Source organism: Plantibacter sp. T3, from assembly GCF_902506515.1.
Taxonomy (GTDB): domain Bacteria; phylum Actinomycetota; class Actinomycetes; order Actinomycetales; family Microbacteriaceae; genus Plantibacter; species Plantibacter auratus.
Genome location: NZ_LR733286.1, coordinates 906,368 through 922,055, shown reverse-complemented (window position 1 = coordinate 922,055; position 15,688 = coordinate 906,368). Strand labels below are relative to the sequence as shown.

Below are 15,688 nucleotides of genomic sequence, written 5' to 3'. Positions count from 1 at the left end.
CCCGGATCTGCACGAATTCGGCTCGGTTTCGGACGATTCCGGGCGACTCAGGGACGGGCGCTCGCACGCACCGGCGGGATGACGACCCCGGTCAGGACCGCCGCCGTCTTGACGCCGACACAGAGGCTGATGAAGACCGTCAGCGCCGCCGTGACCGCTGAGCCCTCGAGCGTCGCGAGGGAGACCAGGCCGACGGTGCCCGGCACGAGCATGAGCAGGGCCGGCTGGAACGTGACGTTGGACGGCACCGCCGCCGAGTACCGCTCGACGATGCGAGCGACGACGAACACGATTCCGGCGGTGAGCCCCGTCGCGACCGCGTTCCCCACGAGCGGGGCGAACAGGACGATGCCCGCATAGGTCAGCGCCATCACGCAGATGGTCAGCAGCGTCAGGGAGCGGCCCGAGCCGAACGCGATCCCGATCCCGGCCGCGAGCATCACGACGCCGATCCACGTGAACCACAGCGGCGGGACCGACTCCCACCCGACCAGGTCCGAACTCCCGCGGACGACCTGACCGACGAGCGCCGTCGAGTCGGGGTCGATCGACAGGCCGGTGAGCAGCGCCCCGGCCGAGATGCCGGCCGCCATGAAGGCGAGCACGATGAGCCCGTACATCAGGCGCGCCGAGCCCGTCACGATGTCCGTCGCCGTCAACTCCAGCAGGGCGTTGGTGATGAGCGCGCCGGGCACGAGGATCGCGATCGGCGCGCAGACGGCGAACAGCGGCACGGGGCCGAGATCCATCGCCGATGCGAGCGTCCCGACGAGCGTCGTCGAGACGAACGCCGTCACGAACGGGGCGATCGCGACCGCTCCCCGCCACCGCGCCAGCAGGGTGATGACGAGGCCGACGAAGGCACCGACGAGCATGGATGCGACGATCGCCCACCATGGGCAGCGGAAGAGCAGTGCGAGCCCTCCCGCGAGCAGCAGGTTCCCGACCACCCAGTGCATCGACGCATGCGGGCGCGGCGTCTCCCGGATCGACTGGATGCGGGCCGGCAGGTCACCGACCGGCCAGTGACCGAGCTCGAGTTCGCGCATGAGCCGGTTCGCCCGGGCAGCCCCGCGGAACGACAGCTCACCGTGCGTGTTGCCGGCAGCGAGCACCGCGCCGGTGCGCACGTCGTTCACGATGATGAGCTGCGGCAGCACCGAGAAGGCCAGGCCCTCGTCGCCCGATGCGACCGTGGCGCGCTCCAGGGAGTCGCGGACGTCGGTGACGGAGGTGCCGGCATCGAGGAGCAGGCAGCCGAGCGCGCTGTAGGCGTGCGCAGCGGTTCTGCGGTGCTCATCGGTCGCGGCGTCGTCACTCATCCCGCCAACGGTACGCGAGATTCGAGGGGCGCCCGCGGCTGCCGTGCGCCTCAGCGGCGGTTGCGGAGGGCGACGGCTCCGGCCACACCGAAGTACAGGCCGGCGAGGACCGGGACGATGACGATCCACCAGAAATGGAAGCCGAAGTCGCCGTGGGCGTTCGCGATGGCGACCGGAATGAGCGCCACCCCGAGTACGACTCCCACGATGCCGATGCCGAGCGCGAGTCGGGGTCTTCCCGGAGTGAACGAGGCCATGGGGACACGCTATGCCCGCGGAGCCCCTGGACCTCGGGGGATATCCCCTGCGCTCGCGCGGCGCAAGCGCTTGTCCGGCCGCTGACACGCTGGCATCGTCGCTGTCACGTCGCGCGCGCGGCGTTGAGCGCCGAGGAGGCAGCATGGCAGACGTACGAGTGGGTGACCGCGTGTCGTGGGGCACCTCGCAGGGGCGGACGCAGGGGAAGGTCGTCGAGCGGAAGACCGCGGACTTCCAGTTCGACGGCCAGCACTTCACGGCGTCGAAGGACGAGCCCGCGTTCATCGTGGAGTCCGAGAAGACCGGCGCGAAGGCCGCACACAAGGGCTCCGCGCTACGCGTCCTGAAATCCTGAGGCCCTGACCGCGGTCGTCCGGATGTCCGGGCGTACGCGACGCACTCCGGCTGGGCGTAGCGTTGGCGCATGACCGTCGTGATCGCCTTCCTGGCCAACGTCATCGTCGCCATCGCCAAGTCCATCGTCGCCGCGCTCACCGGGTCGGCGTCGATGCTGGCCGAGGCCGCGCACTCGTGGGCCGACGCGGGGAACGAGATCTTCCTCCTCATCGCCGACAAACGGGCCGACAAGCAACGCGACGCCGCACATCCGGTCGGCTATGGCCGTGACGCGTACATCTTCTCGCTGTTCGCCGCCTTCGGGATCTTCACCGTCGGTGCGGTCGTCTCGATCCAGCACGGTATCCAGAGCCTCACCGCACCGGAGGCGATGGAGAACTACGCCCTCAGCTACCTCGTGTTGGGCGTCGCCTTCCTCCTGGAGGGGTTCTCCTTCACCCAGTCGATCCTCGAGGGTCGGCGCACGGCGAAGAAATACGGCCGCGGCTTCTTCGACTACATCGTGAACGGCTCCAACACGACGCTCCGTTCGGTGTTCTTCGAGGACTCCGCAGCACTGCTCGGCCTCATCATCGCCGGGGCCGGCATCGGCCTCCACCAGGTGACCGGCGACCCGGTGTGGGACGCGATCGGGTCGATCGCGATCGGCGTGCTGCTCGGCGGCGTCGCGCTGCTCCTCATCAACCGCAACCGGCGCTATCTCCTCGGAGCCTCGCCGAGCCCCGCCTACCGCGCGCAGACCATCACCGCGCTCCTGTCGCACCCGGAGATCGAGCGGGTCACGGCGCTGTACCTCGAGTTCAGCGGGCCGGAACGCCTCTTCCTCGTCGCGTCGGTCGACCTCGTCGGCGACGACCGCGAGAATGACGTCGCGCGTCAGCTCCGCCGACTCGAGGGCGACCTCGAGCAGGACGACCTCATCGGCAAGGCCGTGCTCACGCTCTCGGTGAGCGACGAGCCGTCGATCACCGTCTGAGCGCGGCGACGAGCCGAGGGCTCAGGCGCCGAACAGCCGCTTCGACGCGATCGCAGCACCCTCGACGAGCGCACCGAGCTTCGCCCACGCGACATCGGTCGCGACGAACTCATAGCTCGCGAACGTCGAGAGGCCGCAGTCGGTGCCGGCGATGACGCGCGTCGGATCGCCGACCGCTTCGGCGACCTCGACGATGCGGTTCGCGATGACCTGCGGGTGCTCCAGATAGTTGGTGGTCACGTCGACGACCCCCGGGATGAGAAGCGCGCCCTCGGGGAGCGGGTGCTCGCGGAACGCCGGCGCCTCGTGCTGGTGCCGCGGGTTGCCGAGCGGGATGCTGAACGCGCCCACCCGCGCCCGGTAGAGGTGCGGGAGGAGCACGTCGACCGGGACGTCGTCCTGGTGCGGCCCCTGCCAGTTGCCCCAGCAGACGTGGAGCCGGACCTGCTCACGGGGGATGTTCCGGATGGCGTGGTTGAGGGCGTCGACGTGCAGGTCCACAGCCGCGAGGAACTCCTCGAGCGTCGCGTCACCGAACTGGATGACCCGCTCCATGGCGAGATCCGGGGCGTCGAGCTGCAGGACGTGACCCCGGGCGACGATCGCCTCGTACTCGATCCGCAGTTGCTCGGCGAGCGCGAACACATAGGCGCGGTCGTCGCCGTAGAAGGGGTTCGCGGCGTCGAGCAGCAGCGTCGTCGACACGATCCCGGGCGTCGCCGCGGAGAAGAAGGTGCCGGCGGGTGTGCGTCCCTGGCCTGCCTGCACGGCGAGCTCCCGTTCGAAGCCGTCGAGATCGGCGGTGATGCCGGACAGCGTCGGGTCGTACACGAGCTGCCCCTGGGCCATCGGCGGATCCCACACCCGTGCGACGTCTGCCCCCTCGACGATCTGCTTCGCCTGGAACGCCGCGTAGTCCGGGAATCGCACGGAGTCGAGCGTCGGCTTGCGGTGTCCTGCACCGCCGAAGCCCTCGATGCGTTCCAGCACATAGGTGGAGAAGCCAACGCGCGGGACCTCGCCGTCGTTGATGAGATCGAGACCGGTGGCGAGCTGTGCGGCGACCGTCGAGGCCACCGCATCCGCCGTGACCTCCTCCAGCTCGGCGACGTCGAACGACCGCCGCTGGTCGCGGGCCACGAGCAACCGGGTCAACTCGGGCGTGCGCGGCAGGCTCCCGGCGTGCGTGGTCAGGATGCGGTCGGTCATGCGTGGGCTCCTCGGTGCGTGGCGCGGGTGGATGTGGACGGCACGCTCACGCCATGCAGGGAGCCCACTCCTGATTGGAGAGTTCCCGCTGCTCGTTCTCGGTCTGGAGGAGCCAACCGGTCTTCGTCGCGCCTCGGTACTGCCCGCTCACGAGGTCGGCGCACCAGGAGCGACCGTCGAAGGCCCACCGGACGAAACTCGCCTCGCTCCCCTTGCGCAGGAGCGGGCGTTCGCGTTCTACCTGACTCATGTGTTCCATCTCGACCGTGGCTGACATATCTTCCAACCGTATCGAGGAACGTCGTCGGTGAACAGACTGCTTGCGTTTCGCGGCCGGTTGCCCGAAAATACCCGGTCGCGCCCGGAAGCGGCGTCCTTCTGCACGCTCGGAGATCGGGGTGCAGCGGTCGTTCAGCCCACGAACACGCGGAGGGCCTCGTCGCTGAGCACCCGGTCGGCGAACACGAGGCGCACGGCATCGGGATCCGGGTTGCCCGCGTCGGGGCCACGCCAGACGACCTCCAACCCCGCGCGTTCGGCAGCCCGTCGTGAACCATCGTTGTGCTTGAGGAGGAACGCCACCACGGGCAGGTCCGGTGCCGACGCCGATGCCGCGGCTCGCGCGGCCGCGATGAGCTCCTGCGCGTATCCGCGCCCCCAGGCCGCGGGCGCCAGGCGGTAGTAGAGGTTCCAGGCGACCCCGCCACGCAGGCTCGGGCCGCCGATGCCGACCAACGCACCCGTCGCGGTGTCACGCGCCACCCACACGTCGAGACCGTTCGCCTCCCAGCCGGCCTGGTACCGCTCGATCAACGCGCTGGTCTCGTCGAGCGCCGTGTGTCGGGCGGACGGCAGGTGCGTCCAGACCGCGGGGTCGGCATGGAGCTCGTGGAGCTCCGGCAGATCCCGATCGGTGGGGCGGGTGAGCGTCAGTCGTTCCGTCAGGGTCGGCGGAGTGGCGTCGGTCATGCCCTCCATTCTGCTCTGGTCGGCGGCTGGCCCAACTCGATACCCTGTGCCCATGGCTGCGAAGAACGAACCGATCTCGGCACGCGCGTGCGCGATCCTCAGCATCGCCATCGCCGCGTTCTCGATCTTCATCGTCGCGTCGACGGCGAGAGACGGCGGGTCATGGACGTTCTCGGTGCTCGCCTGCTTCGTGCCGCTGCTGTTCGCGGCCCAGGGCATCAGGATGAGTCGCCAACCCGGCGCTCCCTGGCCCACCTTCAGCCTCATCGGGTCGATCGTCGGCGCAGCACTCGGACTCGTGTCCTTCGGTGCCTTCGCCTGGTTGCTCGTGCGGTCCTGAGCGCAGCGACGGAGCGTGGTGTCGCCGCGTAGAGTCGTCCCCAGCACCGACGGAGGAGGGCCATGCGACTGCACGTCGAGGAACGCGGGCACGGCCCGGTCCGGATCGCCCTCATCCACGGATTCCTGGCCGACGGAGCCGCCTGGACCGACGTCGTCGCAGCGGCCGACCCGGAGCGGTACACGTTCCTGCTCGTCGACCTCCGCGGTCACGGCTCCAGCCCACGCGCCGATCGGACCCGAGGCGAGCGCTACAACATCGCCTCACTCGCGGCCGACCTCGTCGAGACGTTGCCGAACGGCCTCGACGCGATCGTCGGCCACTCCCTCGGCGGGCGGCTCCTCATCGACATCGTGGGGCCGCTCCGCCCGGCGCACGCGATCTACCTCGATCCCGGGTTCGGCCTGAAACTGCCGGGCCGAGGCCTCGGCGCACGACTGTTCTGGAGCATCCCAGGGCTGCCTCGGCTCCTGGCCTGGTTCTACGACCGCACGGATCCCGCGACGGGTCCCGCGAACGTCGCGCTCGCCGAGGCCGCCCATGCCGCGTGGGACCGCTCGATGGTCGCGGAGGTGCTGCAGGACGTCGCAGCGAATCCGGTGACCCCGGCGGCGCCGACCGTCCCCTCGACGCTGGTGTTGTCGGACGACGCGAAGCTCGTCGTTCCGAGCAGCCACGTCCCTCGCTACGAACACCTGGGCTGGACCGTCACGCGGTTCCCGGGGATCCGCCACGACATGGCGGGACTCGACGGCGCACGGACCTTCGAGGCGATCCAGGCGTCGCTCTGAGCCGGCTCAGAGACCGAAACCAACCAAGCCGCCTTCCTCGGACACTGAGCTTGTCGAAGTGCACACGGAGGACACCCCCTTCGACAGGCTCAGGGACCGGGAGGGAAGGAGCTCAGGGACCAGGTGGGTCACTCAGCGACCTGGTAAGACGGGGTGCCTGTGCAGAGTGCTGATATCGCGCGCGGATTCCTGCATCATGCACATTCTGCTGCGGGCGGGCCGTCAGTAACGTTGCCGCCACCCGCACCGCTCCCTCCCCCACTTCTGGAGACCAGCATGGCTCGCATGGCACACGCAGACGACTTCGCCCTGTCCCGCGTCCGTCCCGACGCACAGAAGCCCTGGTTCGGCATCGCCGTCCAGCGCTTCGGACAGGTGTCGGCCCTGTCCCAGTTCCTCCTCGGCGCCACCCTCGGCTACAGCATGACCTTCGGCGAGGCGTTCCTCGCTCTGCTCCTCGGCTCGATCATCCTCGAGGTGATCATGTGCATCGTCGGCATCATCGGCCAGAAGGAGGGCCTCAACACCGCCCTCCTCGCCCGCTGGACCGGCTTCGGCGAGATCGGCGCGTCACTCGTCGGACTCGCGATCGGCATCAGCCTCATCGGTTGGTTCGGCATCCAAAGCGCCATCTCCGCCGAGTCGCTCGACGCCCTCCTCCCCGGCTTCATGCCGGTGTGGGCCTGGAGCCTCATCTTCGGTCTCGCCGTCACCGCCATCGTCGCCTACGGGTTCAAGGGCATGCAGTGGCTCGCGAACATCACCGTCCCGCTGTTCCTGATCCTCGTCGGCTGGTCGATCATCAGCGAACTCACCCAGCACGACTTCATGGAACTCGTCACCGGCCCGGCACCCGGCCCCACCATGAGCGTCTGGGCCGGCACCGGCATCGTCGCGGGCGGCCTCATCGTCGGCGCCATCATCACCGCCGACATGACCCGCTTCAACCGGTCCCGCGCCGACGTCATCAAGCAGACCGTCGTCGGCGTCTCGCTCGGTGAGTTCGTCATCGGCCTCTCGGGCGTCCTGCTCGCCCACGCCGCGGCCTCGGGCAACGTCGTCGCGATCGTCACGTCGTCGGTCGGGCTCATCGGCCTCATCATCGTCATCACCGGGACGCTCAAGATCAACGACTGGAACCTGTACTCGTCGACGCTCGGGCTGGTCAACTTCATCTCGACCGCGTTCGGCAAGAACCTCAACCGCGTGACCACCACCATCGTGCTCGGTGTGGTCGGCTCCATCCTCGCGGCGGTCGGCATCCTCGGTCAGTTCTCCGGCTTCCTCATCATCCTCGGCGTCGCCTTCCCGCCCATCGCCGGCATCATGGTCGCCGAGTACTTCATCGTGAAGCGCTGGCGCGGCGAGCTCGACGAGACGCGCGCCTCGGGCCGCCTGCCCACGACCGCCCCGCGCATCGTCCCGGCGACCATCGTCATCTGGGCCGTGTCCGCGATCACCGGCTACTTCGTCACGTGGGGCATCCCCGCCGTCCTGTCGCTCATCCTCTCGATGGTGCTGTACATCGCCGCCGGCAAGCTCGGCCTGGTCCGCGGTGTCGGCGTCGCCCACACCTCGCAGATCGAGGCGGACGCGACGGTGGACAGCCCCGCCACCGCCTCGAAGTGACCGTCGCGCACTGATCCGTCGCCGTTCCACCGCACACCGCTCCACCGCACCAACAGAAAGCGAACCCCTCATATGCACATCGGTATCGATGTCGGCGGCACCAACACCGACGCCGTGCTCATGGACGGCACCACCACCCTGGCGGCCGTGAAGCACGCGACCACCCCGGACGTGACCGACGGGATCGTCCAGGCGATCGGCGAACTGCGCAGCGGCCACCACTTCGACGGCGAGCAGATCACCGCGGTGATGATCGGCACGACGCACTTCATCAACGCCCTCGTGCAGGCCAAGCGGCTCGCACCCACCGCGGCACTGCGGCTCGGGCTCCCGGCGACCCGCGCGTTGCCGCCGCTCGTCGACTGGCCGGCGGAGCTCGTCGAGGCGATCAGTGCACGCAGCTACCTCGCGCATGGCGGCTACGAGTTCGACGGACGCCCCATCTCGCCGATCGACCCCGACGAGCTGCGGGCACACGCCGAGGACATGCGTGTCAACGGCATCCGCTCCGTCGCGATCTCCTCCGTCTTCAGCCCCGTCAACCACGACCTCGAGGTCGAGGCGGCGCGGATCGTCGGCGAGGTCCTCGGCCCGGACGTCGCCATCTCGCTCTCGCACGAGATCGGGCGCATCGGCCTCCTGGAGCGCGAGAACGCGACGATCATCAACGCAGCCCTGCGCGAGCTCGCCTCGGAGATCGTCGACGGGCTGACCGCCGCCGTCCGGAAGCAGGGCATCGAGGCGCCCATCTTCCTCAGCCAGAACGACGGCACGCTCATGGACGAGGACTACGTGCGCCTCTACCCCGTTGCGACGTTCGCCTCCGGCCCCACCAACTCGATGCGCGGGGCGGCACTGACGAGCGGACTCGCGACCTGCGCGGTCGTCGACATCGGCGGCACCACGGCGGACATCGGCCTGCTCATCAACGGCTTCCCCCGCGAGACGGCGAACGAGGTCAAAGTCGCCGGCATCCGAACCAACTTCCGCATGCCCGACGTCCTGTCGATCGGCATCGGTGGCGGCAGCATCGTCGACGAGGAGACGGCCGAGGTCGGGCCGGCTTCCGTCGGGTACAAGCTCATGACCGAGGCCCTCGTCTTCGGCGGCAGCACCCTCACGGCGACGGACATCGCCGTGGCCGCCGGTCGCGCGTCGATCGGTGACGCCTCGAAGGTCGCCCACCTCGACCCGGTCTTCGTGGAGCGCGTCCTCGAGCGGATCGGCGAACGCATCGCCGAGGCCGTCGACCGCATGCGCACCTCCCCCGAGCCGATCCCCGTGGTGGCGGTCGGCGGCGGGTCGATCCTGCTCTCAGACGAACTCCCCATCTTCGGCGCCGTCCACCGGCCCGACAACTACGCCGTGGCGAATGCCATCGGTGCTTCCATCGCGCAGGTCGGGGGCGAGATCGACAAGGTCTACGCCATCGAACCCGGCCGACGCGAGGAGGCGATCGCCGAGGTCCGTGCCGAGGCGATCGACAAGGCGATCGCGGCCGGCGCCTCCCCCGCGTCGGTCGCGATCGTCGATTTCGACGAGGTCCCGATTCCCTATCTCCCCGGGAACGCCACGCGCATCCGGGTGAAGGCCGTCGGCGACCTCGACATGGGAGGCCTCCGATGAGCTGGACCATCTCGGCCGAGCTCATCCCCGGCCTCGCCCGCGGTGCGGCCGTCCTCGGGACCGGCGGTGGCGGTGACCCGTACATCGGCGCACTCCTCGCCGCGCAGGCACTCCGCGAGCACGGCGACGTCACCGTCGTCACCCTCGACGAGGTCCCTGACGACGCGCTCGTCCTCACCGTCGCGATGATGGGCGCCCCGACCGTCATGGTCGAGAAACTGCCCAGCCTCACCGAGGTCGTCGCTCCGGTCCACGCCCTCAGTGCCTCCCTCGGTCGCCCGGTCACGCACATCGCGTGCGCCGAGGTCGGCGGGGTGAACTCGACCATCCCGATCGCCGCAGCCGCAGCGCTCGGACTCCCCCTCATCGACGCCGACGGGATGGGGCGGGCCTTCCCCGAGCTGCAGATGGTGCTCCCGACCCTGTACGGCGTCGACGCCTCCCCGCTCGCGTTCAGCGATGAGAAGGGCAACACGGGCGTCCTCACGACCGTCGACAACAGCTGGACGGAACGCATCGCCCGCGTCGCCTGTGTCGAGATGGGCTGTTCGGTCATGATCTCCGGCTTCCCGATGTCCGGCGCGCAGGCCCGCGAGGCGCTCGTCGCCGACTCGCTGTCGCTGTGCCGCGAGATCGGCGACGGCATCGAGGCGGCCCGAGCCGAGAAGGCCGACCCCGTGGAGCGGACCGTGCAGCTGCTCGGCGGTCGCGAACTGTTCTCCGGCAAGGTCGTCGACGTCGAGCGCGCGACCACCACCGGGTTCGCCCGAGGTCGCGCACGGATCGACGGGGTCGACGCGAGCCTCGAGCTGTCGTTCCAGAACGAGCACCTCATGGCCGCGCTCGACGGCGTCACCCTCGTGACCACGCCCGACCTCATCATGGTGCTCGAGCACGACTCCGGCGAGCCCATCACCACCGAGGGGCTCCGCTACGGACAGCGTGTCCGCGTGATCTCGGCACCGAGCGACGACCGCTGGCACAGTCCTGAGGCGCTGGCGATGGTCGGGCCGGGGTACTTCGGGTACGAGGTGCCGTCGCACCGCTTCGACGGCACGGCCGAGACGCCTGCGCCGGAGGTCGCCGCATGAGCTGGACGCTGACCGCGGACGACCTGCCCGACCTCGCTCGAGGCGCCACCCTCCTCGGGACCGGCGGCGGAGGTGACCCGTACATCGGCATGATGCTCGTGAAGCAGGTGCTCGGCGACCGCTCCATCACGATCCTCGACCCCGACGACCTCGCCGACGACCTCTTCGTCATCCCCACCGCGCAGATGGGCGCTCCAACGGTCATGGTCGAGAAGATCCCGGCCGGGTTCGAACCGACACTCGCCCTGCGGACACTGGAGGAGCACCTCGGGCGCACCGCCGACGCGACCATGCCGATCGAGTGCGGTGGCATCAACTCGATGATCCCGCTCATCGTGGCCGCCGAGACCGGGCTGCCGGTCGTCGACGCCGACGGCATGGGCCGGGCCTTCCCGGAGCTCTCCATGGAGACCTTCGCGGTCTACGGCGTGCACGGTTCGCCGCTCGCCATCGCAGGCGAACGCGGCGAGCGCGTGATCATCGACACCGGCGACGACGACCGACAGATGGAGTGGTTGGCGCGCGGCATCGCGATCCGCCTCGGCGGCGTCGCGCACATCGCCGAGTACGCGATGAGCGGGGCGGACGTGCGTCGTACCGCGGTACCGCGGACGATCTCGATGGCGCTGGCCCTCGGCCGGGCGATCCGGGTCGCGCGCGAGGAGCACCGTTCGCCGTTCGCCGCCATCGCCGACACGCTGTCCACGACGCTCTACTCGCACGTCCGGGAGCTGTTCGTCGGGAAGGTCGCCGACGTGGAGCGTCGCACCACCGAGGGCTTCGCCAAGGGCACGGCCGTCATCTGGTCGGCCGACCCGTCGAGCTCCGAACGCCTGGAGATCTCGTTCCAGAACGAGAACCTCATCGCTCGGTGGAACGGCGAGGTCGTCGCGATCGTGCCGGACCTCATCTGCATCGTCGACCACGAGACCGCCGAGCCGATCACGACCGAAGGCCTCCGCTACGGGCAGCGCGTCCGGGTGCTCGGCATCTCGACGCCTGCCCTCATGCGCACCCCGGACGCACTGCGCGCGTTCGGACCGACCGCGTTCGGGTTGACGGAGCCGTTCGTCCCGGTCGAGGGCGAGGCAGCGGCTGCGGAAGCCGCGGATGCGTTCGCGTTGGCTACGGAGGGCGTTGCTGGAAACCACGGTTGATCGACAGCATCCGCTACATGCGTCGCTGCTCTGGGGCATGGCCAGACTCGTCGGCAATTCGCCAACGGCCCATTGGCGAATTGCCCTGGGGCCAGGTGATCGAAATCCTCGGCAAACTCGACGACCAGGCGAACGACTGGTGCGCGGCCACAGACGTGCATGACCACTGCGGCCGATCCGTGAAGGCACACCAGATAACGACGCGTCTGCACGAGCGGGAGGCGGCAGCTCCGACCAACTTCTCAAGCACCAGGGACTCCCGAGCCTAGGCTGAGGGCATGCCGACCCTTCTCGAGCGCGATCGCCTCCCCGCCCTGGCGACGGGGTTCGCGATCCTGGGCTCGGGAGGTGGCGGCGCGACGACGATGCTCGAGCTGGCCCTCCGCGACGAGCGCGCCTGGCCGTTCGACCTCCACAGCGTCGACGACCTCGACCCGGAGACCCCGTGTCTCGCCGTCGGCTTCGTCGGTTCCACGATGCTGCTCAGTGAGCGCCTGCCCGGCACGGACCCGTTCGGGCGGCTGATCGGGGCCGCGGAACGCTGGCTCGGACACCGCATCCCGGCCATCTGTTCGTTGGAGGGTGGTGGGGTCAACGGGCTCACCCCCTTCGCGTTCGCCGCGGGGCGGACCATCGTCGACGCTGATCTGACCGGGCGTGCCGTCCCCTCGCTCGACCAGATGTCGATCCTCGTGGACGAGGTCCCGGGCATCGTCGTCACCTGCGACACCGGTGCCGGCGGGGTCGCCCTCGTCGAGACCGAGCGTGCTCTCGACATCGAACGCGTCGTCCGCGCGGCGATCGTGCAGGCCGGCGGCAGCGGCGGCATGGTGTTCGCTGGCTTCACCGTCGGCGACCTCCGCGCGCACGCCATCGTCGGGAACGCCGCCCGGGCACTCGAGCTGGGCGGGGCGTTCCTCGCACGGATCGACGGCCCGCTGACCGCCCTGGCCGAGTCGCTGGGTGGACGGCTCCTCGCGGAGGGACGGGTCAGCAGCATCGAGCCGGACTCCCGGGACCCGCACGTGCTCACCTTCGGGATCGACGGGAGCAGTGGTGCGCTGCACCGTCTCGTCGCCCGCTCCGAGACGCTCGCGTTCATGACCGACGGACGACTCGAAGCCGCCGCGCCGGACCTCATCGTCGTGGTCGACGCCGTCTCGCGGGACATCCTCGAGGTCACGGCGATCTCGATGGCGAGACACGTCGCCGTCATCCGGGTCGACGGTCCGGACTGGTGGTCCGGCTCCCCGGAACGACTCCGCCATGTGCTCCCGTCCGCCTACGGCCTGGACGAGCTCGACGAGATCCGGACCGACGAGGTCCCGGCATGAGCGATCGCCTGCAGTTGGGCGCGCTCCTCGCGCACCCCGACAACGGTGGCGTGCGGCTCGTCGCCGGCCCGGCCGACGCCAACTGGGCCGGCGTGGTGGTCGAGACGAACGAGGCGGCTCTCCCCGAGGAGGGGGCCGGCCGACTCGCCGTGGTGACCGGAGCCCCACCCACGAGGCCATGGCAGCAGGACGCACTCGTCCGCCGCACCCGGGATCGCGGCTTCCTCGCCCTGGCGATCCCGGAGGCCGACGGCTTCGGCGCGGGGACGCGCGCGCTCGCCGACCGACTCGGCTTCTCGCTCCTGCACGTCGACCGACCGATGCTGCTCGCGAAGGCGTGCTGGCAGCTCGTCGAGGCCCGCGACTCCCTGACCCTCGGGTACGTCCGCAAGGTCGCGCAGTCCATCGAGTACCACGCCGAGGGACTGGCCGACCTGCTCCGCCACCTCTCGACGAGCATCGGCCACGGGATCGCCCTCATCGACAGCGAGGGCGTCCTGCTCGAGGCCGGCGGGCGGTTGCCGTCGGAGGTGCACGCGGCGATCGACTTCGGCCCCTGGGTCGACCTGACGAAGGCCGGGCAGGGCGCTGCGGCATCGGTCCGGGTCGACAGCCCGAGCCGGGAGGGCCTCCGGGTCGCGTTCTTCGGGGACGGACTCGACGACCGACAACTGAGTGCGCTCGCGGTCGCCGCCGAGGTCGCCATGCCCGCCGTCGCGGCGCGGATCCTCATCGACGAGGTCGCCGAGGTCAGTGACGCATCCGTGTCGTCCGGCGTCCTGCGGGACTTCGTGGACCTCCGAGGCCGCCCCGATCCCGACGTCGAACGCCGCATGCTCGAGCGGGGCTGGCGGACGACCGGCTACCACCTCGCGTTCCGCATCGTCGGCCGGAGCCGGGTGGACGCCCTGCAACTCCTCCGCTTCGTGACCGGCGCACTCGGGCGGATCGCCGTGGACTCCCACGCGACGACGAGCGGACGCGGGGTGAGCGGTTGGCTGACCTTCGCCGAGCCACCGGAGCCACCTCAGGTCGAGCGGTACATCGCCGCCCTCCGCGACCTGCACGTGGAGGCGCGGCGCTCGTTCAACGTCGCGACGGCCGTCGGGTCGCTGGCGAGCGGATCGGCGGGTCTCACCTCATCACTCGGGGAGGCGTCCGACGCGGTGCGCATCGCCGCGAACCGGTCGACGACGGGCTGGTTCGTGCGGGTGGACGGCCTCGGCCTGGAACAGCTCCTGCTCGCCTGGACCGGCAACGACACCTTCGTCCCGGCGGCGCGGTCGCTCCTCGCACCGTTGCAGACCGGCAACGGTGAACTGCTGACGACGTTGTCCGCCTACCTCGACCACGAGTCCGCGGTCGCGCCGACGGCCGCCGCACTCGGACTGCACCGCAACACCGTCGCGACGCGGATCACCCGCGCACAGGAGCTCCTCGGTGTCGACATGGCGGACCCGGAGGTGCGCCTCGCGCTCCACCTCGCCTGCCGCGCCGTGCGGTGACGGAGGGCGCTGAGCCACCCTGGTCACTGAGCTTGTCGAAGTGCCGCCCTTCGACAAGCTGAGGGACCGGAAACCGTTCGAGACACCTTCCCCGGTCACTGAGCCGCCCCCGGTCACTGAGCCTGTCGAAGTGCACACGGACAACCCCGCCCTTCGACAAGCTCAGGGACCGGAAAGGGAGCGGAGGGACCGGAAAGGGAGCGGAGGGACCGGAAGGGGAGCTGAGGAGCTGGATTCGGGCTCAGACCGCCGTCGCGGTGAACTGCATCCTCGGGTTCGCGTAGAACTCCTGCGCCTCGACGAGCTGCAGCTCCCGCTGGCCCGAGCGGTACGTGAGCTCGACGAGGTCGAACACACTCGACGCCGTGCGCTCGAGGGCGAGCTTGGCGTCGCGCGTCTCGCCGTAGTGCGCGGCGAACAGGGCTGCCGTGACGTCGCCGGAACCGTTCGCCTTGAACGGCAGCAGCGGCGTCTGGACGATCCACCGACCGGCGTCGTCCACGACGAGCATCTCGATCGTCTCGGGGTCGCGGTCGGGACGCTCGACGCTCGTGACGAGCACCACCGACGGACCCATCGCGCGCGCCAGCTCGACCGACGCCAGCGTGGACTCGAGGGACGCGGGCTCGGTGCCCGTGAGGAAGCCCAGCTCGAACTGGTTCGGCGTGATGATGTCGGCGTTCGGCACGACGCGGTCGCGCAGCAGGTCGGGGATCTCCGGCGCGACGAAGCAGCCGGACTTCGCGTTGCCCATGACCGGGTCGCACGCGTACAGCGCGTCGGGGTTCGCCGCCTTGACCCGCTGTACCGCGTCCACGATGACGTCGCCGATGCCGACGCCGCCCTGGTAGCCCGAGAGCACGACGTCGATCTGCGGGAACGCACCGCGCTCCTCGACACCGGTGATGACCTCGCCGACCTGCTCGGGCGAGATCAGGGGCCCGCGCCACGCGCCGTACCCGGTGTGGTTCGAGAAGTTCACCGTGTTGACCGGGATCACCTCGACGCCGATGCGCTGGAGGGGGAACACGGCCGCGGAGTTGCCGACGTGCCCGTAGGCCACGGCTGACTGGATGGAGAGGATCTTCACGATGTCGCAATCACGATGGGGAGGCCGCCGCGGA

At 69.9% G+C, this 15,688-nt stretch carries 16 protein-coding genes; 10 read left to right on the top strand and 6 right to left on the bottom strand.

What is annotated here, in order from left to right; genetic code table 11:
- Positions 1 to 47 precede the first annotated feature (47 nt).
- On the bottom strand, positions 48 to 1,322 hold the full coding sequence (locus tag GV015_RS04445) for a threonine/serine exporter family protein (RefSeq protein WP_159876858.1): 1,275 nt from the start codon (positions 1,320 to 1,322) through the stop codon (positions 48 to 50).
- Between the two features lie 50 nt (positions 1,323 to 1,372).
- Complete coding sequence (locus GV015_RS04440; RefSeq protein ID WP_159876856.1) at positions 1,373 to 1,579, bottom strand: hypothetical protein; 207 nt, start codon at positions 1,577 to 1,579, stop codon at positions 1,373 to 1,375.
- A gap of 143 nt (positions 1,580 to 1,722) precedes the next feature.
- On the opposite strand from GV015_RS04440, the gene GV015_RS04435 reads away from it, so the two are divergent.
- Positions 1,723 to 1,935, top strand: a complete 213-nt coding sequence (locus GV015_RS04435) for a DUF2945 domain-containing protein (protein ID WP_064295385.1) — start codon at positions 1,723 to 1,725, stop codon at positions 1,933 to 1,935.
- 69 nt (positions 1,936 to 2,004) lie between these two features.
- Entirely contained in the window at positions 2,005 to 2,913 is a 909-nt protein-coding gene (locus GV015_RS04430; RefSeq protein WP_159876854.1) for a cation diffusion facilitator family transporter, read from the top strand.
- 21 nt (positions 2,914 to 2,934) lie between these two features.
- Here GV015_RS04430 and GV015_RS04425 read toward each other — a convergent pair whose 3' ends face one another.
- The 3 genes from GV015_RS04425 to GV015_RS04415 form a co-directional block, all read right to left on the bottom strand.
- Positions 2,935 to 4,122 (bottom strand): cobalamin-independent methionine synthase II family protein, encoded by a 1,188-nt coding sequence (locus tag GV015_RS04425; RefSeq protein WP_159876852.1) that lies wholly within the window; start codon positions 4,120 to 4,122, stop codon positions 2,935 to 2,937.
- A gap of 46 nt (positions 4,123 to 4,168) precedes the next feature.
- Positions 4,169 to 4,372 carry a hypothetical protein gene (locus GV015_RS04420; protein ID WP_124768057.1) on the bottom strand — a complete coding sequence of 68 codons (204 nt, stop codon included), beginning with the start codon at positions 4,370 to 4,372 and terminating at the stop codon, positions 4,169 to 4,171.
- 161 nt (positions 4,373 to 4,533) lie between these two features.
- Positions 4,534 to 5,091, bottom strand: coding sequence for a GNAT family N-acetyltransferase (locus GV015_RS04415; RefSeq protein WP_159876850.1), 558 nt, complete (start codon positions 5,089 to 5,091; stop codon positions 4,534 to 4,536).
- 52 nt (positions 5,092 to 5,143) lie between these two features.
- On the opposite strand from GV015_RS04415, the gene GV015_RS04410 reads away from it, so the two are divergent.
- From GV015_RS04410 to GV015_RS04375, 8 genes are all read left to right on the top strand, one after another.
- Complete coding sequence (locus GV015_RS04410) at positions 5,144 to 5,431, top strand: hypothetical protein (protein ID WP_159876848.1); 288 nt, start codon at positions 5,144 to 5,146, stop codon at positions 5,429 to 5,431.
- 62 nt (positions 5,432 to 5,493) lie between these two features.
- Positions 5,494 to 6,222 carry an alpha/beta hydrolase gene (locus GV015_RS04405; RefSeq protein ID WP_159876846.1) on the top strand — a complete coding sequence of 243 codons (729 nt, stop codon included), beginning with the start codon at positions 5,494 to 5,496 and terminating at the stop codon, positions 6,220 to 6,222.
- A 276-nt stretch (positions 6,223 to 6,498) separates the two neighbouring features.
- Complete coding sequence (locus tag GV015_RS04400; protein WP_159876844.1) at positions 6,499 to 7,851, top strand: cytosine permease; 1,353 nt, start codon at positions 6,499 to 6,501, stop codon at positions 7,849 to 7,851.
- Positions 7,852 to 7,923: 72 nt separating this feature from the next.
- A complete protein-coding gene (locus GV015_RS04395; protein ID WP_159876842.1) occupies positions 7,924 to 9,477 on the top strand; it encodes a hydantoinase/oxoprolinase N-terminal domain-containing protein in 1,554 nt (517 codons plus the stop codon).
- A complete protein-coding gene (locus GV015_RS04390; RefSeq protein WP_159876840.1) occupies positions 9,474 to 10,568 on the top strand; it encodes a DUF917 domain-containing protein in 1,095 nt (364 codons plus the stop codon). The genes GV015_RS04395 and GV015_RS04390 overlap by 4 nt, the downstream gene beginning before the upstream one ends.
- Positions 10,565 to 11,725 (top strand): DUF917 domain-containing protein, encoded by a 1,161-nt coding sequence (locus tag GV015_RS04385; RefSeq protein ID WP_159876838.1) that lies wholly within the window; start codon positions 10,565 to 10,567, stop codon positions 11,723 to 11,725. The genes GV015_RS04390 and GV015_RS04385 overlap by 4 nt, the downstream gene beginning before the upstream one ends.
- 278 nt (positions 11,726 to 12,003) lie before the next feature.
- Positions 12,004 to 13,059, top strand: coding sequence for a DUF917 domain-containing protein (locus GV015_RS04380; protein WP_159876836.1), 1,056 nt, complete (start codon positions 12,004 to 12,006; stop codon positions 13,057 to 13,059).
- Positions 13,056 to 14,564, top strand: coding sequence for a CdaR family transcriptional regulator (locus tag GV015_RS04375; protein ID WP_159876834.1), 1,509 nt, complete (start codon positions 13,056 to 13,058; stop codon positions 14,562 to 14,564). Before GV015_RS04380 ends, GV015_RS04375 begins: the two co-directional genes overlap by 4 nt.
- 241 nt (positions 14,565 to 14,805) lie before the next feature.
- Here the strand turns inward: GV015_RS04375 and pdxY are convergent, their stop codons facing one another.
- On the bottom strand, positions 14,806 to 15,654 hold the full coding sequence (pdxY, locus tag GV015_RS04370) for a pyridoxal kinase PdxY (RefSeq protein WP_079704522.1): 849 nt from the start codon (positions 15,652 to 15,654) through the stop codon (positions 14,806 to 14,808).
- Between the last annotated feature and the right edge of the window lie 34 nt (positions 15,655 to 15,688).